We start from the raw sequence: 22,764 nt of genomic DNA on the forward strand, positions 1-22,764 counted from the left end.
CGGACGGTCATCGTCTGGGTTGGTGCCGGGGCCACTGCCATCATCCACGATGGTGGCGTTGCCGGTATCGCTGGCACCGGATTCGGTGGTGGCTTCTAGCTGGAAGGTCTCTTCACCTTCGTAGACGTCGTCTTGGGTGGTTTCAACACTCACGCTCAGCGTGGTAATACCCGCCGGAACGATGTAGTTGCCTGCCCCGTCGGCGGTCAGCGTTTGGGTCTCGCCCTCGGCATCTTGGTAGGTAACGGTCATCGCACCGATGTCGCTGGCTTCCGCCGTGTTGTCACCGCCGGTCAGGGTCTCGAAGGAGATCGCATAGTCTGTCTCCGCCGCTTCATCCAGCGTGACGGTAAAGACCGCGGTGCTACCTTCATTGACGGTGCCCGCATCACCCACGGTAATGCCCGGACGGTCATCGTCTGGGTTGGTGCCGGGGCCACTGCCATCATCTACGATGGTCGCGTTGCCGGTGTCGGTCAGGTTGTCAGCTTCACCTAAGGCATCGCCCGCAATGGTTGTGCCGCTAAGGGTGGCGCTCAGGGTAAAGTCTTCACGCCCTTCAAAGACACTGTCGTCGGTGGTCGGCACGTTGATGGCGATGCCGTCCGCAGTGCCCGCGGGGACGTCGAAGCTGAAGGTGCCGTCACCATTGTCGGTCACGGCGACGGTTTCGCCGCCGATGGTGGCCGTCAGGCTGCCAATGTCGTTAGCTTCGATCTCACCGTTGAGTTCGAAGGTCAGCGTTGTGACATTGTTAACGGCGTTGCCCAGCGAGACGTTGAACGTGGCGGTGTCGCCTTCGTTGATGGTGCCAGCGTCAGTTACGGTTAATTGGACATTATCGTTATCAAGGACAACCGTAGTCACCCCAGATCCAAAAGCAGTATTTTCGTAATTACCGCCAGTGGCACTCTGGATACTAATCTCCTGAGAAGCATCACCTTGAACTAACTCATCATCTTCACGAGCCGGATAAGTTACAGCACCTGACACTTCGCCTATATCAATAGTGATCTGTTCGCCATTACTAAGCGTAATCACTAAAGGTTCACTTTCTGGAGCATTATCAACGCTAGCAGTGATAGTTATTGAATCACCTTCAGTGACCTGCTCAGGACCACTCAGCGTTATAGTCGTAGTATCGTTATCATCTACCACATTTACTGTATCGGTAGCTGTGGTATCGAGAGTGTCGTACCCGCCGCCAGAAGCATCAGAAATAGTTAATAATTGAGGCTCGTCGCCTTGAAGGTAAACATCGTCTGGGCGGCTATCGAAGGTTACACTGCCCGTGGTTTCACCAACGGCAATAGTAATCAACTGGCCATTACTCAGTGTGATTACCAGCGGGCTATTTTGGGGAGCGTTATCAACACTCGCCGTTACTGTAATAGGTTGACCTTCGATGACCTGCTGCGGAACACTAAGTGTGATGGTGCCAGACAAGCCCGGACCCGGCTCTGGTGTCGGCTCAACCACCTCATCTTCAGCAGCTACCGCATCGGGAGCACCGCCAAAATCAACGAACTCACTTTCTTCAAGACCACCTGAAGTTTCAAAACTTAACGGGTCGGTTTGTTCGGCAATACGTGCAAGACGCACGAAATCATGCCCCTCACCACCGCCGCCAGCGCCACCACCCGCGGCAGTTGCGTCAAGAATATCGAGAAGGTCACCTTCCTCATCTTCAAGGGCAGCTAACAGCGCTTCAAGATCCTCATCCTGTGCACTGGCATCTTCAGTGGACACAAGCTGGTCGCTGTCAAGTTCGGAAGAAACAACCACTTCTTGGCCGCCCTCCACGAAACTGCTGCCCGCGCCATCAGCAAAATCCAGTTCTACACTGCCATTACTGGAAGTAATGAGGACTTCACCTTCCTGCAACACATCACCAATACTCAGCTCACGCAGGTTACCTGATTCATCCCGTGCCCAAGCCTGACCAGAAATTGCAATAACGGTTGCAGTTGCCATGTAGATCTCCCGAACGAATAAAGAAGCCGCTTGCTAGCCCTTTGCACTAGGGAATTAGCGGCATATACCATCATCGTAGGCGGGTGAACTACAAAAAAATATTGTACTGATGGACAGAAATAGGCTTAGAGCTGCCTATGCCCAAGAAGGGAGGGGAAGCGCCCTTGTTTGCTTGATCTAGCACAGCTAAGAGCGTTGTAATTAATTAGTAGCTAGCAAGCTCTCTCGTCGAAGAGAGCTTGAGCATTAACTGCAGACGGTCACGTACCGCTAGCTTTTTGAAAATAGCACTTAAGTGAGCTTTTACCGTGCGCTCTGTGATCTCTAGCTGACGCGCGACCTCTTTATTGGTTGCACCCCGTGCAACCGCGAGGGCAACGCCTCGCTCGCGCTCGGTCAGCAAGTCCAGATAATCACTTCCGGCAGTTGATACCTCTTCTGTGCGCCGAGACAAAGCCTTAAAGGTTCCGCCAATAACCTTCGCAAGCAACTCTTGACCAACCCACACTCCTTGGTTGGTCACCACAAGAGCCACTTGCTTTAAAACATCGGCCGTCGCCAGCGTATGTACATAGCCACGTCCGCCTAAGTCTAATGCTTTAAGCGCCTCTTTATCGTTAGGCGCATAGCTAAGAATAACCACCGTTACTCCCATCAAAGCTAAGCGTTGGGTCAACTGCTGCCAAGATACAACGGTGGTTGCCACCCAAACTAAATCACCAGATCGGGCATTTTTCTCAATCACGTTGGGCGTTGACGGCTGAGCATTGGGGAAAGCCTTTTCCCAGCGTGCCTTGAGGCTACCATCCATTGTCACAAACCAATGATCCATTACCGTTCCCCCATCGAATCACGCCATGCCCGCAGAATAGGCTTGAGCAGAAACTGCATCACGGTTCGCTTACCGGTTATGATATCTACCTGCGCGGTCATGCCGGGAATCACCTGCAGTGAATCCGCTACATTTTCGTCGGCAAGGCTGCGAACTCGCACTAAATAGAAGGTGTTGTCGTCGTCATCTGTAATGGTATCGGCGCTAATGTGATCCAGTTCAGCTTTTAAACCACCATAGATGGCGTAGTCGTACGCTGTCAGCTTGATAGTGGCTGCCTGACCTGGGTGTAAAAACGCAATATCCTGAGGTGCAATACGTGCTTCGACCAACAATTGATCATCGCTGGGAACAATATCGACCACCTCTTGCCCAGGTTGAGCAACGCCACCAATGGTGCTGATATGTATTCGCTGAACCACGCCATCTACCGGCGAACGAATTTCGGTCAATCTCACCCTATCCTGAAGACCGGTACCGGATTGTTGAAGCGCATTCAAATCACCCAGCGTTTCGGCAAGATCATTACGCCATTCACTTCGGCGCTCTGCACCTAGTTCCAGCAATTGCCCTTCTGACTCTTCTACTGCCGCTTCTAAACGTGAAACAGCAGCATCAGCCTGGTTACGCTCACCGGTCGCACGTGATAAATCTCGCTGCAGCCTCAGCACTTCAACTTCTGAAACTGCGCCTGAATCCAACAATGGCCGCGTTAAATTAAGCTCCTGGCTGGACATATTGGCTTCACGTTGAGCGGTATCGCGCTTGGCAACGGCTTCTCTTAACTCTTCTCTACGCTGGCGTATACGATCATTTAAAACATTTTCCTGTTCACGCAGCTCTTCGCGACGGCTCTCATAAACCTCGCGTTCCTGAATGACAATGGTGGGTACTTCTTGGCGCAACTCTTCATCAGGCTCGAAAGGTGAGTCTGTGACTAAAGCGCGCAGCCGCTCGGCTTTTGCTTGCAACGCATAACGTTGAGCTCGATTTTCGCGAAAATCCGACACAAATCGGGTCGGATCAATTTGCATTAATACTTGTCCCGCTTCGACCACTTGACCTTCGCGGATCATGATCTGCTCAACGACACCGCCATCAAATGACTGTATCTGCTGCAACTGGCTAGCTGGAATAACGCGACCGCTACCCCGGGTCACTTCATCAATGGGCGCGTAGCAAGCCCATATAATGAGAGCCACAAAAGCCAAGCAAACGCCGTAGAGAAAAAGTCGCGCTCGCATTGGGTCTTGTTGCAACCGCGCCCAGTCAGTATCACTCGCCCAGTCGCGGCTTAAATGCGCCGAGGTAACTCGCCGTGCAAACAAGCGATCCATAAAGGGACGGAACGGTTTTTTGCCCTTTTCTGAGAACCGACCAATGGCCTCGAAGCCTTTCTGTTCAGCGGTCTCAATGTTTTTCTTAGCCATTAAGAAGCCCTCCCGATCTGACCTTTACGGAGCGCTTCAACCACCGTATCGCGAGGCCCATCCGCTACGACCTTGCCAGCATCCATGACGATAATACGGTCTACCAAGGAGAGCAGAGACGTTCGATGCGTCACTACGAGCACTGTTTTGCCTTGCGCCACCTTACTGAGATTCGTTTTAAAGGCTTCCTCACTGGCGTTATCCATAGAGCTGGTTGGCTCATCCAATAGCAATATGGCGGGGTCATGCACCAATGCCCGCGCAATGGCCACAGACTGCTTTTGACCTCCCGACAGAGACTGCCCTCGCTCGCCTACTTGCAAATCAACGCCGCGAGGGTGGCTATTTACCAAGGATTGCAAACCTGCAATATCTAATGCTTTCAGCAACTCCTCATCATCGATACGCTCACTGCCACCACCCGCGACAATATTGTCGCGCAGCGACCCAGAGAACAGACTGACGTCTTGGGGGACATAGCCAATATGGCGGCGCAGCTGTATAGGATCGATCTGTCGGATATCAACGCCGTCGAGTAAAACGGCACCCGCGCTGGGCTGATAGAACCCCAGCATCAGCTTATTGAGTGAAGACTTGCCGCAGCCTATTCTGCCTAGCAGTGCGACTTTTTCACCTGCCTTAATAGAAATTGAGACATCGCGCAACGCATCGCGCTCTTCATTGGGGTAGCGCAACGTCACTTTTTCTAGCTGAATGGCGCCAGCAACACTGGGCTTTTCAACATAAACCTTGCCTTCGTGACGCTCGACGCGCTTATCCATCACCTGATTGAGCGAATCTAACGCTGTTGATGACTGGTGGTACTGCGCCAGTAGCGCTGCCGCCTGGCTAATCGGCGCCATGGCCCGCGAGGAGAGCATATAAGCGGCAATTAGACCGCCTTGAGAAAGGTTGCCTTCAATAATCTGATAGACGCCGACGATAATGACGCAGACCGCCACACTGTGCTGCGCCCACTGCGCCACATTCGAAACGGAAGTGCTCACCAATCGCAGCTGGGCACTGGTGCGTGATAAGAAAGCCGTGGCTTTTTCCCAGTGGCGCTGAATGCGGCTTTCAGCGCGCAATGCTTTGACATTCTCTAACTGCGAAACAGACTCGACGAGCAGGGCATTACGTTGAGCACCCACTTCCCAAGTTGTCTGCGATAGCTCATGAAGCTTGCCCTGAGCGGCCAACGCATAAAGCAATACAAACAGGATTCCAGCTATAACAGGCAATACAAGCCATGGATTAATCAGCACGATAATCGCCGCAAATAACAGCACGAAAGGCAGGTCGACGATACCTAGAATGGTAGCCGAACCTATGAATGCTCGTATTGACTCAAAGGATTGCAGCGTGGAGGTGAACGACCCGGTTGAAACTGGCCTATCCTCTAAACGTAACCCTAACGTTTTAGCCATAATAGAAGAGGAAAGTTTTACATCCGCTCTGCTAGCGGCTAAATCGACAAAACTACTGCGCATGAGACGCAGCGCCAAATCAAAACAAAGCACAATGAAAACACCGCCAGCAAGTACCCAGAGTGTTTCAGTCGCTTGATTGGGAACTACGCGATCATAGACGTTCAGCACAAATAGCGGCATGGCCAAGGCGAATAGATTAATAGCAACTGACCCAATAAGAATATCGCGGTACAGTTTTCTATTTTCCTGAATGACACTCCAAAACCAGTGTCCGCCCTTCTTTTTCTTAGTTTCGGGATTATTGTCTAATCGAAGACGAGGACGAACGTAAATAGCGTCACCCGAATAGCTAGACGCCAGCTCATTGAGCCCAACTTCAACTTCCGCTTCATTCAGTTCAGGAAATACAGCTTTGACGAGCCCTTTTTTAACATCAATGGCGTTGACGATGCATACCCGTCCAGGCTCAAGAAGCACAATAACGGGAAACAGTTCTGGATTAAGATTTACTAGCCCACTCTTAACAATTTGTGCCGTCATACCCGCGCGCGCAGCAGCCCGGGCAAAAACGGAGGGTGTCAGCTTACCGTTTTCGAGTGGCAATCCCGCAGTTAACGATTCGGAAGAAACTTCATGTTGATGCATTCTAGCCACTGCCTGTAAGCAGATAAGAAGCTCATCATGATCCAATGAAGAATCTTGCGACTCCTTACCAGACAGCGTTTGATCATGCTCTAACAATGTCCACCTCTTATAATAAAATAGCACATAGCATATTTTTCAACGCTATGTGCCACATACGCTTATCCAAACAGTCTCAGCATTCGTTCAGATCAAGGAATAAAAATGTGTCATTTAAGTATTGATCTCATCAAACCGCTCTAAGGTAATTTCTACTCGCCGATTTTGCCCGCGACCATCTACCGTGTCATTTGAGGCTATAGGCCGATTAGACCCATAACCCTCTGTTTGGATTAAAGTCGGCTCAACGCCTTGGTCTGCAAAAAACCGAGCGACGCTATCAGCGCGCTGTTGAGAAAGAGGATCATTAATTGCATCTGAACCTGTATTGTCCGCATGACCAGCTATAAAAACTCGCGCAATATCATTACGCGCATTGATATCGGCAGCTAACCCAGCGAGTTCTTGACGCGTATCTGCCCCTAGTTCAGCACTATTGATCGGAAATAGTGCATCTGCAGACAGCGTGACATCTGGCGCTCTGGTGGGGGCGGGAGTAGAGAAGTCACCGCCAATAAAATCTTCCAGTGTAAACCCACTTGGACCTGACACCGGACACACAATCTCTGGCGTAATGGCAACGCCATCGTTGCCCATCTCGGCTAACGTCGGCATATCATCACGCATAATTTCAAGTGACTGCATTAGCTGACCCGTTGCTGCCAGCGTTCTTGCATCCGCCAGGGTAATGTCATATTGGGCATTTGCATAAGCACGGCTGGCATCGAAATACTCGTTCTCACTATCCAGCACATCTAAGAGAGTACGCTCGCCAATATCAAACTGTTGCTGATAGGCGCCTCTAACGCGATCAATAGATAAGCGATGCTGATTTAAATAATTGAGCTGTTCGCGAAGTCGTTGAGCATCGTTATACGCAATTTGCGTAGTTTGACGCACATTGGTACAGGCCAGTTCGCGCTGGTCAACAGCTTCTTCAATGCGATCACTGGCCGCTCGGAAGGCCGCTCGATCGCTACCACCATTGTATAAATTCATGCTTGCCACTAGCTGAATACTGGTCTCATCACGTCGCCCAGCAATGGCATCATCTTGATTGTTGGTACCTGTTCTACCTTGAATTTCTAGACGTGGCATAAATACTGCGCGCGTGCCTTCTTTTTCAGCACGCTGCACATTGATGTTTTCGATGGCAGCATGAAAATCAGGATTGCCCTCAAAAGCTAAATTGACAGCCTCACTGACGCTTGAAGGTAAACTCTCATCAAGCTCGGGAGCGGGCATCAGGTTTTGTGCAGGCAGTTCACCAACGATACGCATGTAACGCGCGGTAACATCGTGCAAATTTGTCGCTTCGGTCATCAAATTCGATTCAGCCAATGACAACCGGCCACTTATTTGCTCAAGGTCTACCCCTCTCCCTGCGCCAGAACGAGTGCGCTCTTCAATTTGTTGGAAGACTTCCTGGTGCTTGGCGTAGTTCTCTTGAGCCAGCCTGACTAACTCACGATAGCGTGCAACGTCCAGATAAGCTTCTGATGCTTCCAGCGCTATATTTTCACTGGCACCAATCAACTCATAATAGGTAACTAGCTCAGCCCTATCTAACCTCTCGACTTCACTTCGCGTTGCAAAGCCATCGAACAGCATTTGAGTCAGCGTCAGCTCTGCAAAGTCAGTTTCATAGCTACCACGGCCGTCGCCCTCTTGAGCTTCCCGACCAACGCCTGCGGATACATCAATGCTGGGCAAGTAGTTTCCACGCGCCACACCAATATCATTTTTCGCAGCGCTGAGGCGCGACCATGCGGCTTCGACTTCAGGATTGGTAGAAATAGCCTTTTGAACAACGCTCTGTAGATCGTCATTACCAGGTGCGTAAAGACTTTGTGGAAGCGTCTGAGCGATTGCGCTGTTCAGTGGCGTAAAAGCCAGAGTAACAGCCATGAGTGGCGTTGAAATGCGGCAAAGGTAGTTTTTGATCGTACTTGTAGCGACTGCATGTTCCATTTATGCGTTCCCTGTAGCTGATATCACTTTACTGGTCATCCAGCTAAGCATTTAGCCTCCATGCTTTTTTATAAGGCTAACCAACCCAAGCCTAGCACCTAATTGGAAAAGTGATAATTTGAAAATAGGCACAGTTCATTAGGCATACCTAGTCGATATACTTAAGACGACCTTATTAACCGCCGATCGTAACACAAAAACACAAAAACACACTAAAATGTCACAGCTAATTATAATGTTCCCTAATTTAGGTACTCTTTTGCGTCTGCTGAAGCCCCAATCCCAACAAAATCAGCACCAATCCCACTAGGGTCGAAGGTAATATGGGCTCTCCTACCACCAAGAAAAGCAGCAATAGTGATACGGGAGGTGAGAGAAAAATCAGGTTGGAGACTTTGGCCGTGCGCGACACTTTATGCACCGCCAACTGCCACAGAATGAAAGCGACCCCCATCTCAAATAGCCCCACATACACGCCAGCTCCAAAAGCGGGCCAGCCGTGCCACTGGAAACCAGGACCGAGCAGTAACAATAGGGTCAATACAGGTAGACCAACGCTAAAATTTTGCCATTGGCCAACGAGGGGCTGTCGACTATCCCGCGCATTGAGCAGCCAATAAAGCGCCCATAGCAGCGTCGAAGCGAGCGCCAGTACGACCCCTAGCGGGTCGGCGAAAGCGACATTAAAAACCGCGCCTCTCGTAGCTATCACCCAAACGCCTGCGTAGGCGACCAGCCCAGCCACGATATCCATACGCGTCAAGCGCTGCCCAAGTAAAGGCACAGCTAAAAACGCCATTGCTAAGGCCCAGGTGTAATTCAGAGCCATCGCTTCCTGCCCAGGGAGGCGGTCATAGGCGGCGAAAAGCACCAAATAGTAGGCCACGGGGTTCATCATTCCTGCCCACGCAGCTGTTTTCCAACCGGTGCGTAACGCTGTGGTGATATTTCCCTGCTTGATGACCAACGCCCCCATCAACGCCCAGGAAACAAATGCTGCAATCCACATGAGCTCCAAAGGGCTCATCCATGCGAGCGCCACTTTGAAGGCCGTTGCCACCGTCGACCATAATGCAACGGCCCCTAACCCAAACAGGATCGCTTGCCGATCCTGATTCATCGGTCGATATGCCCTAAATCTCGCCCCGGCTCTAACTGGTCGCGTACACGCTGCTTGAGAAGCTTGATATCAGGAAAACCACCATCGCGCTTGCGCTCCCACAACAGCACATCATCACACCAGATCTCGAACGTGCCGCCATGAGAAGGTGCTAAAGATACCTCACTTAAACCTTCGCCAAAGGTTGAGAGCAATTCCTGTGCGTACCAACCACTTCGCAGCAGCCATTGGCATTGTGTGCAATAACGGATTTGAATACGCGACATCCCTGACCTCCAAGGCAAGTTAATATGGCATCCTAAGAAGATATTCTGTCATTTTGAGATGGCTTGAGATAGGTCGCTTGAAATAGGTCACTTGAGATAGGTCGATTAAGAAGGAGTCCCGATGGCCGAAAACAACGTTTCGCAAACTCGCCTGTATGAGTGGCTTACGGGCGATGACGACAGCCGCATGTGCGACGACATACCTGAAAGCGCCTGCGACGAGCAACCGCGCAATTTTTTCCTGCACGTATGGGCCTCTTTGGGCAATAAGTTAGCTGACGAGCTGTCGAGCGCGCGTTTAGTTTTACCCTGGCTGATGGGCATTATTGGCGCGCCAGTCTGGATGGTAGGCCTATTGGTACCCATCCGGGAGTCTGGCGCCCTGCTGCCACAAATTTTCGTGGCTGGTTTTATCCGTTTAAAGCCTAAGCGAAAGTGGGTGTGGGTAGCCGGCGCGCTGACCCAAGCAGCTGCTGCCTTAGCACTTGCTGTACTGGCGTTATTCGCCACCGGCACATTGGGCGGCGCGTTAGTGCTCGCAGCGCTAATTCTGCTCTCGTTGGCAAGGGGTTTATCCTCGATCGCCACAAAAGATGTGCTGGGCAAAACCATTGCCAAGCGCCGTCGCGGCACGCTAATGGGCTGGAGCGGCAGCATTGCGGGCGCTGCCACGCTAGTAGCTGGGGCTGTGTTAATGCTGTTTGAGAGCCGCCCCGGCAATTTAGTGGTGGCGATATTATTGGCCATTGCGGCTAGCGGCTGGCTAGTTAATGCCATCGCCGCCGCCCGTATTCAGGAAGCCCCGGGCGCGATTGAAGGCGGCGAAAACGGCTGGGACAGTATTAAACTGGGCCTGTCGCTGCTAAAAGAGGACCGCACTTTTTTACACTTCAACGTTGCTCGGGCACTGCTACTATCAAGTGCGCTTGCTCTTCCCTACATCGCCCTGCTGGGGCAGAACCAAAGCGGCACCGACCTAGGGGGTCTGGGCATACTAATTGTGGTATCAGGGCTTGCCGCAATGATAGCAAGCCCGATCTGGGGGAAGCGCGCGGATCAGTCGAGCCGTGGAGTGATGCGCGACGCGGCGATAGGTACCGCTATTTGCTGTGTCCTGGGCGCCAGCTTAGCTTGGTTACCCGGCGGGTGGACACAGAGTATATGGCCCTATGCGGCGGTTTACTCACTACTTGTCATTGTTCACCACGGCGTACGCTTAGGGCGTAAAACCTATCTCGTCGATATGGCCAGCCAAGATAATCGTGCGCTTTACGTTGCCCTCTCCAATACCTTAACCGGCGTATTAATGCTGATCGTAGGCGGTGTTATTGGCGCCTTTGCACAGTGGTTTGGTAGCGGCGTATTGCTACTCATTCTAGCGGCTACCGCCGGTGGCGCTATACTAAGCGCGCATCATTTACCCGAGGTCGAGTGACACCCCATTGGCAATCACTATGAAAATCAAGGTTGCTTTTGATAGGCCTGCCAACGTTATGAGAGCGTTCAAGATTGCAATGCATGGCAACGCTCGCCATGATAGAGCCAGATAGCAGTGATGCCTTGGCGCATTTGCTATGCTGCCTATAATAAGTGATTGGACATTCCGCCGGTTCACAGGTGAAGAAACGGCTGTGGACCATGGAAAGGACTTGGAGCTGCAACAGGAACCCCTTGATGAAACGATCCCCTTTGATCAGCCCGGAGCTGCTTGAACGTATTGTTGACGCGTCGGAAGACGGCATAGTCGTTGCCGAGCAGGAGGGGGATGAAAATATCCTCATCTACGTCAACAAAGGCTTTGAGCGCTTGACGGGTTACAGTGCGGATGAAATTTTGTATCGCGACTGCCGCTTCTTACAAAACGAAGACCGCGACCAGGATGCGTTAGCCGTTATTCGAGATGCGCTCAAAGATGGCCGTCCTTCCCGAGAAGTGCTGCGCAATTACCGCAAAGACGGCACCATGTTTTGGAATGAGCTGTCTATCACGCCGGTCTACGACGAAGCAGATAAGCTGATGTATTACATTGGCGTGCAAAAAGATGTGACGGAGCGTGTAGAGGCGCAGCTTGCACTGGCGGAGTTACAAAAGCAGCGAGAAAACAGCTAATCATTAACTTTCTCACTAAAAAAAACTATAAAGCTTGAACTTCATCCCATCTGGCGTTATATAGCGGCAAGGCGCTTGAATTGCGCTAGGCGCTTCACTTTGCATTTGGCATGTGTTTGATGAACTGCACATGTACTCGCGTGAAGCCGTTGTTACGCCGGCACGCCGGCTGGGTTGGAGGACATCACATGAGCCGTGATCCCCTAAGTCGTGAAACCCTAAGTCATGAAACCTTAGGCAACGAAACACTCGACTCGGACGAGTTCGAAAGCTTAGACGCCGTCAATGACGACCACTACGGCAAGAGCAAACCGAGCAAGGCTGACAGTTTACGTGCTCGACGCCAAGTCGAAGCATGGCTGGAAGAGCGCCGTCTTCAGCGCGCCATTGAAGATGACTGGGACGAAGAAGAGTAATCCTTGTGCGGCTTGGCCTTCTCAGCAAATGAGTAGGCCTGGCTAGCCAAACACCTCCAGTAGCCTAGCCTTTCCTGGTGCAGACCACTATCATCACTCTCTAGCCAGCAATAAGAGCCAGTAGCCTACTGCTGTCGCTTTCTTCTTTTCAACAACTTAACGGATCTCCATGGCGCAATACGTTTTCACCATGAACCGGGTTGGCAAAGTAGTGCCGCCCAAAAAGCAAATTCTCAAGGATATTTCGCTCTCGTTTTTCCCTGGCGCCAAAATCGGCGTTCTGGGCCTTAACGGTTCGGGTAAATCCACACTGCTGCGCATTATGGCCGGTGTCGATAAAGAGTTTGAAGGTGAAGCTCGTCCGATGCCCGGCATCAATGTTGGCTACCTTCCCCAGGAGCCGCAGCTAGACGACGAGAAAAACGTCCGCGATACCGTCGAAGAAGCGCTGGGAGCGATCAAAGACGCGCAGGAGAAGTTGGATGGCGTGTATGCGGCCTACGCAGAGCCCGACGCCGACTTTGACGCGCTGGCCAGCGAGCAGGCACGGCTTGAAAACATTATCGAAGCCGCGGATGCTCACAACCTGGAGCGTAAGCTTGACGTTGCTGCTGAAGCGCTGCGTCTGCCCCCCTGGGATGCCAAAGTGGGTAATCTCTCGGGTGGTGAACGCCGCCGCGTAGCACTCTGCCGCTTACTGCTCTCCAGCCCCGATATGTTGCTGCTTGACGAGCCTACCAACCACCTTGACGCAGAGTCGGTGGCTTGGCTTGAGCGCTTCCTGCACGACTACAACGGTACAGTCGTGGCAATCACCCACGACCGCTACTTCCTGGATAACGTGGCGGGTTGGATTCTCGAGCTTGATCGTGGCCAAGGTATCCCGTTTGAGGGTAACTACTCCCAGTGGCTGGAGCAGAAAGATCAGCGTCTGAATCAAGAAGCCAAGCAGGAAGCCTCGCGTCAGAAAGCTATCAAGCAAGAGCTTGAGTGGGTGCGCAGTAACGCCAAAGGCCGCCAAGCAAAAAGCAAAGCGCGTCTTAACCGCTTTGAAGAGATGCAGTCAGGCGACTTCCAGAAACGTAATGAAACCAATGAAATTTACATTCCGCCTGGCCCTCGCCTAGGCGATAACGTCATTGAGTTTCGTGATGTAGCCAAGCGCTTCGATGACAAGCTGCTCTACCAGAACCTCTCCTTCACCATTCCCCAGGGTGCGATTGTAGGCATCGTCGGTGGTAACGGTGCGGGTAAATCGACGCTCTTCAAACTGATCACCGGTAAAGAGCAGCCGGACGAGGGCGAAGTTGTCGTCGGTGAAACGGTCGATATCGCCTACGTCGAACAGCTACGCGATGGCTTGGACGACAAGCAGAGCGTCTGGGAAGCCGTATCGGATGGTCAAGACATCCTCAACATTAATGGCTACGAGGTCTCCTCGCGTGCCTATGTAGGCCGCTTTAACTTTAAGGGTAACGACCAGCAGAAGCGTTTGTCGGAGCTTTCCGGTGGCGAACGCGGCCGTCTGCAGCTTGCCCAAACGCTCAAGCAAGGCGCTAACGTGCTGCTGCTCGATGAGCCCTCTAACGACCTGGATATCGAAACCCTGCGGGCACTGGAAGACGCGCTTTTGGCCTTCCCAGGCTGCGCCATGGTGATCTCACACGATCGTTGGTTCCTTGACCGTATCGCCACGCACATTATGGCCTTCGAGGGTGACTCTGAAGTGGTCTTGTTTGAGGGCAACTACGCAGAGTACGAAGCAGACCATAAGAAGCGGGTTGGCAGCGATACACCGAAGCGCATGAAGTACAAGCGCATTGATGCCTGATATTAGCATCAAGTTAACTATTACTGTTAGCAGCCAAAAGGCCCCGCAATGCGGGGCCTTTTAGTTTGTGATTGCACTGACGCCAGCGCAAAGCCCCCAACGTCTGCGACCAGTAAAAACAACATAAGAAACAGCACCAACAAAATTTGCGGCTTCTCTTAAAGCACCTCTCTATGCCCTATTATTCAGCGTGGTTATCTATCAAATATGATAGACGCTTTTAGCCATCACTTTAGAGGCCAGACGCATCCCCCACTTCACCGGCGCCGGAAAGCGAACGCCCCCTGCTTCCAAGGCAAGCTGAGCGTGGTGGGCTTCATCAATGGCCATTCGGCGCAGTATGGCGCGTGAGCGATTGTCGCCGCTAGGTAGCGACTGTTGGTGTGATTCAAGATGCTTGCCTACCTGCTCTTCGGTCGCAGCTACCAAACCCAAACTAATGCGGTCACTGACCGCCCCCGTGGCCGCACCAATGCCAAACGAGGCGACATAGAACAGAGGATTTAAGTAGCTCGTTCGGCTCTGTAACTGCGCCAGACGCTCATCACACCAGGCGAGATGATCAATCTCTTCCTGCGCAGACTGCTCCATTTGGTGACGCACATGAGGCAGTTTAGCGGTTACCCCCTGCCCCTGATACAGCGCTTGAGCACACACCTCACCGGTATGATTAATACGCATTAAACCTGCCGAATGGCGACGTTCGTGATCGTCGAGCGCTGCCTCGGCCACGCCTTCAGCAGGACTGGTACGCTGCGACGAGGCCGCGTGGGGCATCAGCGTTCGTAAGACGGTATCGAACTGATGTATCAGGCGATCTGAACGACTCTGTTGACGATCCATGGCAACACTCCGTTGGCTTACGTTAGCGGCCTGCTGAGCTTAACCGGCAGGCCAGGTGAAGGCGCGCCCACCCATTAAATGCATATGAATGTGGTAGACCGTTTGTCCGCCCATTTCGTTGCAGTTCATCACCACGCGGTAGCCATCTTCAGCAAAGCCCTGCTCACGGGCAAGCTTGGCAGCGGTAAACTGAAGCCGCCCCACGGTGGCAAGGTCGGCTTCATTGATATCATTGAGCGTCGCGATATGCTTTTTAGGAATGATCAGCTGATGAGTCGGTGCCTGGGGGCCAATATCATTGAATGCCAATACGTGGTCATCTTCGTAAACGATATCAGCGGGAATTTCACGGTTAATGATTTTGCAAAACAGACAATCCATACAGCTCTCCTTTATTTTGGCGTCACATGGTTTGCTCGCGACACTCAGCGAAAGCGCCGTTGCGATAACAAATGACGCACCAAGGGGGCGAGGATTAACTCCATCGCCAACGACATCCGCGCGCCCGGCACGACCAACGTGTGCGGGCGTGTCATAAACGAATCCTTAATCATCGCCAGTAGCCAAGGGAAATCAACGGTGGAGGGATCCCGAAAACGGATGACCACGAACGACTCAGCGTCGGTGGGAATATCCTGCACCTCAAAGGGGTTAGAGGTATCGACGGTCGGCACACGCTGAAAATTGATGTGAGTACGCGAAAACTGCGGCTGGATGTAGCGCACGTAATCATCCATCCGACCCAGGATAGTGTCGATGACTGCTTCTTGTGAGTAGCCACGCAGCTTGGTGTCACGGTCGATCTTTTGAATCCACTCAAGATTCATGGTCGGCGCCACGCCTACCAACAGATCCACATGGCGGGCAATATCATACTCTTCAGTAACCAGCCCGCCGTGTAAGCCTTCATAAAACAGCAGGTCGGTGCCACAGGGCAGCGACTGCCACTCGGTAAAAGTACCTACCCGACAGCCCGCTTCAATTTTCTGCTTATCTTCAGCGTGGATATAGTGCCGAAAAGTACCCGAACCGTGCTCACCATACTCGCTGAACAACCCTTCCAAGCGGTCCAGCAAGTTCGCCTCAACGGCAAAATGAGAAAGCTCATCTTTGCGCTCTGGCTCTTCCCTGAAGATACGGTGCAGATCATCTCGGGTATAGCGGTGAAAGGCATCCCCATCGACCACCGCCGCATGCACATCTTCGCGCAGAAACATACGCTCAAAGCTGCGCCGTACGGTGGTGGTACCCGCCCCTGAAGAGCCAGTCACCGCGATAATCGGATACTCCCGTGACATCAGCCACACCTCGCATGGGAAAGCGCTTGTTTAACCTGCTCTGGCACCTCGACAGGACGCCCTGTGGCAAGATCAATCAGTAGCTGGTTGATCCGCGCTGTGGCGACTACCTGCTGAGACTCCGCCTGGTAAATACGCTGATAAATCGTCAACGCTTTGCCTTGCGGCTCTGGTACGGCGGTGGCAATCATTAACGCATCGGGCCAGCGTGCTTCACTTTGATACTGTACGGCGATATCAGCGACGACTGAAGGGTGCCCGTGCATATCCCACTCGGGCAGATCCAGTGCAGAGAAAGCTTGAATACGCGCCTCGTGGAGCAGCGACACCAGCGCATCATGCCCCAAGTGGCGGCCGTAGTTCATATCGGTTACCCGCACCGTCAAAGGGTGACGATGAATGACCTCTTCAGCGGGAAAGTCCAGCTTGACACGCTCCATGCCTGTTTCCTCGTCAGTATTTGCGTAGCGTAAGGCTTACTTACTCCTCTCGGGCAATCGCTCTGAAGGCGATATCGCGGCGACACTCGACGCCATCCCAGTGAATAGCATTAACACCCTGATACGCTTGCTGCTGCGCCGCTGAGACGCTATCGCCTAATGCCGTTACACACAGCACACGACCACCTGCCGTGGTGATCTCGCCCTGGGCATTTTGCGTGGTGCCTGCGTGAAACACCTTGCAGCCCGTTCCTTCAGCCACAGCTAAGCCGGTAATCACATCACCCTTGCGGTAGCTACCAGGGTAGCCACCGGCCGCCAGCACCACGCCCACCGCGGCGCGAGAGTCCCATTCGCAGCGTTTGCCGGCCAGGTTGCCCTCTGCACCCGCTAAGCAGAGCTCAGCGAAATCAGAGGTTAAGCGCAGCATAATCGGCTGGGTTTCAGGATCACCAAAACGGCAGTTGTACTCGATAACCTTGGGGTTGCCCGCCGCATCGATCATCAGGCCTGCATACAAGAACCCAGTGTAGGCATTGCCCTCTGCGGCCATGCCCCGCACGGTGGGCAGAATGACCTGCTCCATGATACGTGCGTCAACTTCGGGGGTAACCACCGGCGCTGGCGAATAGGCACCCATACCGCCAGTATTGGGGCCGGTATCACCATCATAGGCGCGTTTGTGGTCCTGGCTTGTGGCCATGGGGACGACGTGCTCACCGTCCACCATGACAATGAAGCTGGCTTCTTCGCCTTCCAGAAACTCTTCGATGACCACGCGCGCGCCTGCACCGCCGAAGGCATTAGCTTCAAGCATGTCACGAATAGCGGCCTCAGCTTCGGCTTCGCTAAGTGCCACAATCACGCCTTTACCCGCGGCTAGGCCATCCGCTTTAATTACAATCGGCGCGCCCATTTTGCTTAAATAGGTAAGTGCAGGGTCTACTTCCGTAAAGGTTTGGTAGTCAGCTGAAGGAATATCATGGCGAGCCAGGAAGTCCTTGGTAAAAGATTTTGAGCCTTCCAACTGGGCGGCCGCTTGAGTAGGGCCAAAGATAGTTAAACCAGCCGCTTGGAAACGGTCAACAACGCCCTCTACCAAGGGGGCCTCTGGACCCACCACGGTTAGGCCAATCTGCTCATCACGGGCAAAATCGACCAGACTGTCGAGATCCGTTGCAGCAATCGCTACGTTGGTCAGCTTTGCTTCTGTCGCGGTGCCCGCATTGCCGGGCGCGACAAACACCTGCCCAACCTGGTTAGATTGCGCCAATTTCCAAGCCAGGGCGTGCTCGCGACCACCGCCACCTATCATCAAAACCTTCATGTGCATCCTTCTCAAACGGGAGAGCGTATATCGGCGGCATTATGCCACAGCGCAGTACCAAGTGGGATCAGGAGGAGGGTTTGTTATCATTGCTGGCGTCGCTACTATCGTCCTCATGCGGCTCCGCATCACCCGACTCGTCAGCTTGACCAGGCTGGTTCAAGGTCTTTTGCCAAAAACGCATGTTTTCTTCGGTTAGCTCACGCATAAATTCCAACGGCGTGTTGCGCATTGCCTGTTTCCACTGGCTCTGCAGACGTTTCTGTTGCTCTAACATCAGCTGGGTACCCTGCTCGAGATAACGCGACAGCGGCAGTGGCGAGGTCATATCGTAAACACGGATTAACTGCGCTAGCAGGTCGTTAGAAAACACTTCCGCTTCGCTGTCAGCCTGTTCCTGCTCGATAATGATAGAGAGCAGAATAGTACGCGTTAGGTCTTCTCCGCTTTTGGCATCTTCAACCTTAAACGGCTCTTCTTCGATGATTAAACGGCGCAGGTCCTCCAGCGTCACATAGCGACTCTGTTGAGTATCATAAAGCCTGCGATTTGCATACTTGCGAATTACGCGCACGGCGCATCTCCTTAAACGCGATAGGGACTTTTTATTCCCGTTACTGGTATTGTGCCTGCACCACGCGCCCATGCAAGCCACCTTAATAGTTTAGCAAGACGTACCGTGCCTGCTTTGTGACCAATAGACCACCATTTTGACTGCTCCTCCCCCTGAAGGAAGAGGATTCCCAATTCAACGAGAACCGGATATGGAGGCTTGCCCCATGCCACTTACATTCTCTCCAAGGGCTAACACCGCCAGCCCGGCGGCTTTGATGTTGACCGCTGCGTTCACGTCGCGGTCGTGTTCGGCTGCGCACTCAGGGCATGACCAGGCGCGAATCTGCAACGGCATCTCGGGCATCACATACCCGCAGCCGGAGCAGCGTTTGCTGGACGGATACCATTGGTCGATGGTCGACAGTTGTCGGCCTGCCCAGGCTGCCTTGTACGCCAACTGGCGGACAAATTCTCCCCAGCCGGCATCGCTGATCGACTTGGCCAGAGAGCGGTTGCGCACCATGTTCTTCACCTTGAGGGACTCGACGCAGATCACTTGGTTCTCGTTGACGATCTGGCGAGACAGCTTGTGCAAGCTATCCATCCGGCAATCGGAGATTTTGGCGTGAAGTCGCGCCACTTTCTGCCTAGCCTTGGCACTATTCTTCGAGCCGAGTTTCTTTCTGCTCAGGCGTCGCTGTGCCTTGGCCAGACGGGGCGCGTATGTTGCCGTATGGCGGGGATTGCCGATTCGATCCCCGTCGCTGGTGACGAACAGGTCTTTCAATCCGAGGTCGATGCCCACCATCTTAGGGGTACTGGGCAACGCGTCGGGCGAAAACTCGCACAGGCAACTGACGAAGTAGCGGCCTGCCGAATCCTTGGACACGGTAATGGTAGTCGGCTCGCTGGGCAATGGTCGGCTCCAGCGGATGGGCAGTGGCGTCTTGGACTTAGCCAGGAACAGCTGGCCGTCGCGGTATTTGAACGCCGAGCGCGTAAACTCCGCCGACTGGTGGTGTCGCTTGCTCTTGAAGCGAGGGTAGCGGGCTCGGCCATCAAAGAAGTTCTTGAAGGCGGCCTGTTGGTGACGCAGGCATTGCTGAAGCGGGACGGAGCTGACCTCGTTGAGGAAGGCCGTTTCTTCGGCTTTCTTCATGCGCGACAGCTCAGCGTTCGCCGCGACGTAGCCGATCTTCTCTCGGCGTTCGTAGAAGGCATCGGTGCGAAAGCGAAGCACCGCATTGTAGACAAAACGCACACACCCGAACGTTCTGGCTAGGAGCTTCGCCTGTTCAGGTGTCGGGTAAAAGCGATATTTGTAGGCGCACGTTGTCATTGCTCACAAATTAGCGTGAAAAATGTAAGATAGCAACCACCTAAGAAGGAGGCAGCGAGAACAGGGTCGTCCTGGCGGACGACGCGCTATCCCTCCCCGCACTAAAAGTACGGGGTATCTCGCGCAATCTGATGAATTTGATACTGCTTGATCCCAACGACCTCACCGACGATGGCCATGTCTGCATCACCGATCCGCGCCGACTGACACACTTGGTCAATGTCCATCGTTCAGCACCCGGCGACCTGCTAACCGTGGGCGTTCAAGGAGGCTCAATGGGTAAAGCGATGCTAAAAGAACTCACCGCCGAGCGCGCGTATTTCCAATTGGAAACCCTCGACGAGCCTCCGCCGCCACCGCTACCCGTACATTTGGTAATGGCCCTGCCCCGCCCCCGTATGTTGGCGCGGACGTTAGAGCACGTGACCGCACTGGGCGTCAAAGAGATCACCCTGCTGCATACTAAACGGGTTGAGAAGAGCTACTGGCAGTCTCCTGAGCTACGCACGGATAAAATCTACCAGCACTTGGTACTCGGGTTAGAGCAATCCCGAGACACCCTGCTACCCTCGGTAACCCTAAGTAAGGGATTTCGTCCTTTTTTGGAGCAGCAGTTGCCTGGCTTACTCAGCAAACGCCGCGGACTGGTAGCCCATCCCGGTATGCCGAATGCCTGCCCAAGAGACATCAGTGACCCTACCTTGCTACTGGTAGGCCCAGAGGGCGGTTTTATCGCTTGGGAGGTAGAACAACTAATGTTGGCAGGCTGCGAGGGAATGCATCTTGGCCCGCGCATTTTACGCGTTGAAACAGCCGTGACCGCTCTTCTGTCACGGCTGTTCTAAGCCTCATTGTTGAGATAGGTCTGTATAAATCAGGACTGCTGCTCTTTCGGGTCGTGGGGAACAAGGGTGGCGTTTTCCCCACATCCCGGCTCTTGCAAAAAAGTTTCACGCACATCCAGCAAACCAAGGTGGCCAATGGTACGGCGGCCGAGCAACAGCGGATAGTTCATCTCTTCACGGTCGCGCAGGCTAAACTGCTCTTCGTAAATGGTATCGCCCATACAAACTTCCAGCAGCACCACAGGACGCTCGTCGCGGCCACCCGCACCGCGAACAGCCAATTCTCGATAGAGCGGCCGCTCAATTTGATCGCTGAACACTTCGCCACTTGCCTGGTCTTCCAGCTTCAACCGAAAGCGAACCCACTCCTCTCCATCCTGCTCGAACATCTCAATATCGCGGGCGTCAAGCGAAGAGGTTAATGCGCCACTATCAAGCTTGGCTTTTACCTCGATGTCCCAGGGTTGCAGCGTGGCTTTTTCAACCCAGCCGAATACCTGGTCATCATCCGCCATAGCCGTCGAAGCAGACAGCCCAGCACCTAACAACGCGGCACCTAACACCACACTGCTAAAAAACATTTTACCAATTAACTGCATAACATCATCCTTGGAAAGTAAGAGCACCTTTTAAACACTGCTTACTGCGAACGCTGACGTAGCTGTTCAAGCAGCTCTTGGGTGGCAAAGCCATCCGGTATTAACCCTTGATCACGCTGAAAGTTCCGCAAGCCTTGCCGCGTATTGGGTCCCATGACGCCATCCGCACCGCCTACAGAGTAGCCTACACGGTTTAACGTGCGCTGAAGCTCTTGCACATCATCACGGGTAAGTGGCGCTTTATCTCGCGGCCAGCTTTGCTGAATCCCATCACGTCCGGCAATCGCATCCCCTAGCGTCGCGACGGCCAGTGCATAACTGGTGGCATTGTTATAGCGTAAGATTGCACGGAAATTAGCGCCTACCAAAAAGGAAGGGCCTTCCGCGCCAGCGGGTATCACGATGGCGGCGCTATCAAAATTCGGCAATTCGCCCTGCTGCGCCTGTACGCCTTGGCTGCGCCACTCGGCGCTGCTGCGTCGCTCGGTCTGGGCGTAATCAAAACCTTCGGGCAAGCGTACCTCGACACCCCAGGGTTGGCCGGTTTGCCAACCAGCACGGTCAAGATAGTTGGCGGTTGATGCCATTACGTCAGGAATACTACCCCAGATATCGCGCCGTCCATCACCATCACCATCCACCGCGTAAGCTTCAAAGCTACTGGGAATAAACTGGGTATGGCCCATGGCGCCAGCCCAGGAGCCTTTCATCTGCTCAGCGGCGATATCACCTTGGTCAATAATTCGTAACGCTGCGAGCAGTTCTCCCCGGGCAAAATCACGACGCCGTCCATCGTAAGCCAGCGTGGCAAGGGACTCCAAGGTCGAAAAATCACCAAAATTACTGCCGTAGTTACTCTCGATGCCCCAAATGGCGACAATAATTTCGGCGGGCACCCCATAACGCTGCTGCATTTGCTGCGCGGTATCGCGGTGGTCAGCCAGCTTTTCCCGGCCGTTATTAATACGCGTAGATGAAACCGCGGTATCCAGGTATTCCCAAATAGGTCGAACGAATTCGGGCTGGTATCCGTCGAGTTCAATCACACGCTCACGATAACGAACGCCATCTAGCGCATTACTTAGTGTTGCTTCGCTGATCCCTTGGCCAGCAGCATACTGACGAAAGTCTTGAAGCCACTGCTGAAAGTTAGCGTAGCTAACCTCTGTGGCAGCTCGGCTATCCACTTCTGACATCAGCTGAGGATTAGCGAGTGCAACACTTGCGGCAAAAGGAGTGCTTATTGCGGCAATTAATGAGACACACAAGAGGGGGCGGCAACGCCGCCCAATAGAAAAATCACGAGACATTATTTCGATCCTTGGGCAGTCCTTGGCATAACGAAGATGATGGCCTAGAAATGAGGCAGATACTAGCCTCCACGACTGGTCGCAGGTG

21 protein-coding genes are annotated in these 22,764 nt (G+C 53.2%); 5 read left to right on the forward strand and 16 right to left on the reverse strand.

All coding sequences use genetic code 11. The features are described 5' to 3' along the window. The 7 genes from QHL1GM_RS06610 to QHL1GM_RS06640 all read right to left on the reverse strand — a co-directional run. Window positions 1-1,974: retention module-containing protein (locus QHL1GM_RS06610; RefSeq protein ID WP_139245641.1), on the reverse strand; the 1,974-nt coding region annotated here is incomplete at its 3' end. A 205-nt stretch (window positions 1,975-2,179) separates the two neighbouring features. Next, on the reverse strand, window positions 2,180-2,806 hold the full coding sequence (locus QHL1GM_RS06615; RefSeq protein WP_071693756.1) for a response regulator transcription factor: 627 nt from the start codon (window positions 2,804-2,806) through the stop codon (window positions 2,180-2,182). Then, window positions 2,806-4,236, reverse strand: a complete 1,431-nt coding sequence (locus tag QHL1GM_RS06620; protein WP_071693757.1) for an HlyD family type I secretion periplasmic adaptor subunit — start codon at window positions 4,234-4,236, stop codon at window positions 2,806-2,808. The genes QHL1GM_RS06615 and QHL1GM_RS06620 overlap by 1 nt, the downstream gene beginning before the upstream one ends. Beyond that, window positions 4,236-6,386 (reverse strand): type I secretion system permease/ATPase, encoded by a 2,151-nt coding sequence (locus tag QHL1GM_RS06625; protein WP_139245642.1) that lies wholly within the window; start codon window positions 6,384-6,386, stop codon window positions 4,236-4,238. Before QHL1GM_RS06625 ends, QHL1GM_RS06620 begins: the two co-directional genes overlap by 1 nt. A gap of 135 nt (window positions 6,387-6,521) precedes the next feature. Beyond that, the gene (locus QHL1GM_RS06630; protein WP_083570983.1) at window positions 6,522-8,378 is read right to left on the reverse strand and encodes a TolC family outer membrane protein; all 1,857 of its coding nucleotides are present in this window, start codon (window positions 8,376-8,378) and stop codon (window positions 6,522-6,524) included. Window positions 8,379-8,625: 247 nt separating this feature from the next. Next, window positions 8,626-9,498 (reverse strand): DMT family transporter, encoded by an 873-nt coding sequence (locus QHL1GM_RS06635; RefSeq protein WP_071693759.1) that lies wholly within the window; start codon window positions 9,496-9,498, stop codon window positions 8,626-8,628. Continuing rightward, complete coding sequence (locus tag QHL1GM_RS06640) at window positions 9,495-9,764, reverse strand: SelT/SelW/SelH family protein (RefSeq protein ID WP_071693760.1); 270 nt, start codon at window positions 9,762-9,764, stop codon at window positions 9,495-9,497. The genes QHL1GM_RS06635 and QHL1GM_RS06640 overlap by 4 nt, the downstream gene beginning before the upstream one ends. Before the next feature lie 121 nt (window positions 9,765-9,885). On the opposite strand from QHL1GM_RS06640, the gene QHL1GM_RS06645 reads away from it, so the two are divergent. From QHL1GM_RS06645 to ettA, 4 genes are all read left to right on the forward strand, one after another. Beyond that, on the forward strand, window positions 9,886-11,199 hold the full coding sequence (locus QHL1GM_RS06645; protein WP_071693761.1) for an MFS transporter: 1,314 nt from the start codon (window positions 9,886-9,888) through the stop codon (window positions 11,197-11,199). Between the two features lie 239 nt (window positions 11,200-11,438). After that, a complete protein-coding gene (locus QHL1GM_RS06650) occupies window positions 11,439-11,873 on the forward strand; it encodes a PAS domain S-box protein (RefSeq protein ID WP_071693762.1) in 435 nt (144 codons plus the stop codon). A 188-nt stretch (window positions 11,874-12,061) separates the two neighbouring features. Then, window positions 12,062-12,289, forward strand: a complete 228-nt coding sequence (locus QHL1GM_RS06655) for a PA3496 family putative envelope integrity protein (RefSeq protein ID WP_007113308.1) — start codon at window positions 12,062-12,064, stop codon at window positions 12,287-12,289. A gap of 169 nt (window positions 12,290-12,458) precedes the next feature. After that, entirely contained in the window at window positions 12,459-14,120 is a 1,662-nt protein-coding gene (gene ettA, locus QHL1GM_RS06660; RefSeq protein WP_071693763.1) for an energy-dependent translational throttle protein EttA, read from the forward strand. 201 nt (window positions 14,121-14,321) lie between these two features. Here the strand turns inward: ettA and coq7 are convergent, their stop codons facing one another. The 7 genes from coq7 to QHL1GM_RS06695 all read right to left on the reverse strand — a co-directional run bounded on the left by coq7 (window position 14,322) and on the right by QHL1GM_RS06695 (window position 19,922). After that, window positions 14,322-14,963 (reverse strand): 2-polyprenyl-3-methyl-6-methoxy-1,4-benzoquinone monooxygenase, encoded by a 642-nt coding sequence (gene coq7 / locus QHL1GM_RS06665; protein WP_071693764.1) that lies wholly within the window; start codon window positions 14,961-14,963, stop codon window positions 14,322-14,324. 39 nt (window positions 14,964-15,002) lie between these two features. Next, window positions 15,003-15,344 (reverse strand): histidine triad nucleotide-binding protein, encoded by a 342-nt coding sequence (locus tag QHL1GM_RS06670; RefSeq protein ID WP_071693765.1) that lies wholly within the window; start codon window positions 15,342-15,344, stop codon window positions 15,003-15,005. A 44-nt stretch (window positions 15,345-15,388) separates the two neighbouring features. Then, window positions 15,389-16,261 carry a phosphoribulokinase gene (locus tag QHL1GM_RS06675; protein WP_040480705.1) on the reverse strand — a complete coding sequence of 291 codons (873 nt, stop codon included), beginning with the start codon at window positions 16,259-16,261 and terminating at the stop codon, window positions 15,389-15,391. After that, entirely contained in the window at window positions 16,261-16,701 is a 441-nt protein-coding gene (locus tag QHL1GM_RS06680) for a thioesterase family protein (protein ID WP_071693766.1), read from the reverse strand. Before QHL1GM_RS06680 ends, QHL1GM_RS06675 begins: the two co-directional genes overlap by 1 nt. A gap of 40 nt (window positions 16,702-16,741) precedes the next feature. Further along, window positions 16,742-18,028 carry a phosphoribosylamine--glycine ligase gene (purD, locus tag QHL1GM_RS06685; RefSeq protein ID WP_071693767.1) on the reverse strand — a complete coding sequence of 429 codons (1,287 nt, stop codon included), beginning with the start codon at window positions 18,026-18,028 and terminating at the stop codon, window positions 16,742-16,744. A 67-nt stretch (window positions 18,029-18,095) separates the two neighbouring features. Then, window positions 18,096-18,602, reverse strand: coding sequence for a polyhydroxyalkanoate synthesis repressor PhaR (gene phaR / locus QHL1GM_RS06690; RefSeq protein WP_071693768.1), 507 nt, complete (start codon window positions 18,600-18,602; stop codon window positions 18,096-18,098). A 174-nt stretch (window positions 18,603-18,776) separates the two neighbouring features. Beyond that, window positions 18,777-19,922 (reverse strand): RNA-guided endonuclease TnpB family protein, encoded by a 1,146-nt coding sequence (locus tag QHL1GM_RS06695; RefSeq protein WP_071693769.1) that lies wholly within the window; start codon window positions 19,920-19,922, stop codon window positions 18,777-18,779. A 131-nt stretch (window positions 19,923-20,053) separates the two neighbouring features. Between QHL1GM_RS06695 and QHL1GM_RS06700 the strand changes: the two genes are divergently transcribed. Then, window positions 20,054-20,767, forward strand: a complete 714-nt coding sequence (locus QHL1GM_RS06700; protein ID WP_071693770.1) for a 16S rRNA (uracil(1498)-N(3))-methyltransferase — start codon at window positions 20,054-20,056, stop codon at window positions 20,765-20,767. A gap of 29 nt (window positions 20,768-20,796) precedes the next feature. Here the strand turns inward: QHL1GM_RS06700 and QHL1GM_RS06705 are convergent, their stop codons facing one another. Together QHL1GM_RS06705 and QHL1GM_RS06710 are read right to left on the reverse strand one after the other, a co-directional pair. After that, window positions 20,797-21,366, reverse strand: a complete 570-nt coding sequence (locus tag QHL1GM_RS06705; protein ID WP_071693771.1) for an ATP-dependent zinc protease — start codon at window positions 21,364-21,366, stop codon at window positions 20,797-20,799. A gap of 41 nt (window positions 21,367-21,407) precedes the next feature. Continuing rightward, on the reverse strand, window positions 21,408-22,676 hold the full coding sequence (locus tag QHL1GM_RS06710; protein WP_071693772.1) for a lytic murein transglycosylase: 1,269 nt from the start codon (window positions 22,674-22,676) through the stop codon (window positions 21,408-21,410). Between the last annotated feature and the right edge of the window lie 88 nt (window positions 22,677-22,764).

The organism is Halomonas sp. QHL1 (genome assembly GCF_001882345.1).
Taxonomy (GTDB): domain Bacteria; phylum Pseudomonadota; class Gammaproteobacteria; order Pseudomonadales; family Halomonadaceae; genus Vreelandella.

What these genes read in the sequence shown, in the direction of transcription:
- QHL1GM_RS06615 (WP_071693756.1), bottom strand. Translation starts at nt 2,806, where the DNA reads ATGGATCATTGGTTTGTGACAATGGATGGTAGCCTCAAGGCACGCTGG.
- QHL1GM_RS06620 (WP_071693757.1), bottom strand. Translation starts at nt 4,236, where the DNA reads ATGGCTAAGAAAAACATTGAGACCGCTGAACAGAAAGGCTTCGAGGCC.
- QHL1GM_RS06630 (WP_083570983.1), bottom strand. Translation starts at nt 8,378, where the DNA reads ATGGAACATGCAGTCGCTACAAGTACGATCAAAAACTACCTTTGCCGC.
- QHL1GM_RS06635 (WP_071693759.1), bottom strand. Translation starts at nt 9,498, where the DNA reads ATGAATCAGGATCGGCAAGCGATCCTGTTTGGGTTAGGGGCCGTTGCA.
- QHL1GM_RS06640 (WP_071693760.1), bottom strand. Translation starts at nt 9,764, where the DNA reads ATGTCGCGTATTCAAATCCGTTATTGCACACAATGCCAATGGCTGCTG.
- QHL1GM_RS06645 (WP_071693761.1), top strand. Translation starts at nt 9,886, where the DNA reads ATGGCCGAAAACAACGTTTCGCAAACTCGCCTGTATGAGTGGCTTACG.
- QHL1GM_RS06650 (WP_071693762.1), top strand. Translation starts at nt 11,439, where the DNA reads ATGAAACGATCCCCTTTGATCAGCCCGGAGCTGCTTGAACGTATTGTT.
- QHL1GM_RS06655 (WP_007113308.1), top strand. Translation starts at nt 12,062, where the DNA reads ATGAGCCGTGATCCCCTAAGTCGTGAAACCCTAAGTCATGAAACCTTA.
- ettA (WP_071693763.1), top strand. Translation starts at nt 12,459, where the DNA reads ATGGCGCAATACGTTTTCACCATGAACCGGGTTGGCAAAGTAGTGCCG.
- coq7 (WP_071693764.1), bottom strand. Translation starts at nt 14,963, where the DNA reads ATGGATCGTCAACAGAGTCGTTCAGATCGCCTGATACATCAGTTCGAT.
- QHL1GM_RS06670 (WP_071693765.1), bottom strand. Translation starts at nt 15,344, where the DNA reads ATGGATTGTCTGTTTTGCAAAATCATTAACCGTGAAATTCCCGCTGAT.
- QHL1GM_RS06675 (WP_040480705.1), bottom strand. Translation starts at nt 16,261, where the DNA reads ATGTCACGGGAGTATCCGATTATCGCGGTGACTGGCTCTTCAGGGGCG.
- QHL1GM_RS06680 (WP_071693766.1), bottom strand. Translation starts at nt 16,701, where the DNA reads ATGGAGCGTGTCAAGCTGGACTTTCCCGCTGAAGAGGTCATTCATCGT.
- purD (WP_071693767.1), bottom strand. Translation starts at nt 18,028, where the DNA reads ATGAAGGTTTTGATGATAGGTGGCGGTGGTCGCGAGCACGCCCTGGCT.
- QHL1GM_RS06695 (WP_071693769.1), bottom strand. Translation starts at nt 19,922, where the DNA reads ATGACAACGTGCGCCTACAAATATCGCTTTTACCCGACACCTGAACAG.
- QHL1GM_RS06700 (WP_071693770.1), top strand. Translation starts at nt 20,054, where the DNA reads ATGAATTTGATACTGCTTGATCCCAACGACCTCACCGACGATGGCCAT.
- QHL1GM_RS06705 (WP_071693771.1), bottom strand. Translation starts at nt 21,366, where the DNA reads ATGCAGTTAATTGGTAAAATGTTTTTTAGCAGTGTGGTGTTAGGTGCC.
- QHL1GM_RS06710 (WP_071693772.1), bottom strand. Translation starts at nt 22,676, where the DNA reads ATGTCTCGTGATTTTTCTATTGGGCGGCGTTGCCGCCCCCTCTTGTGT.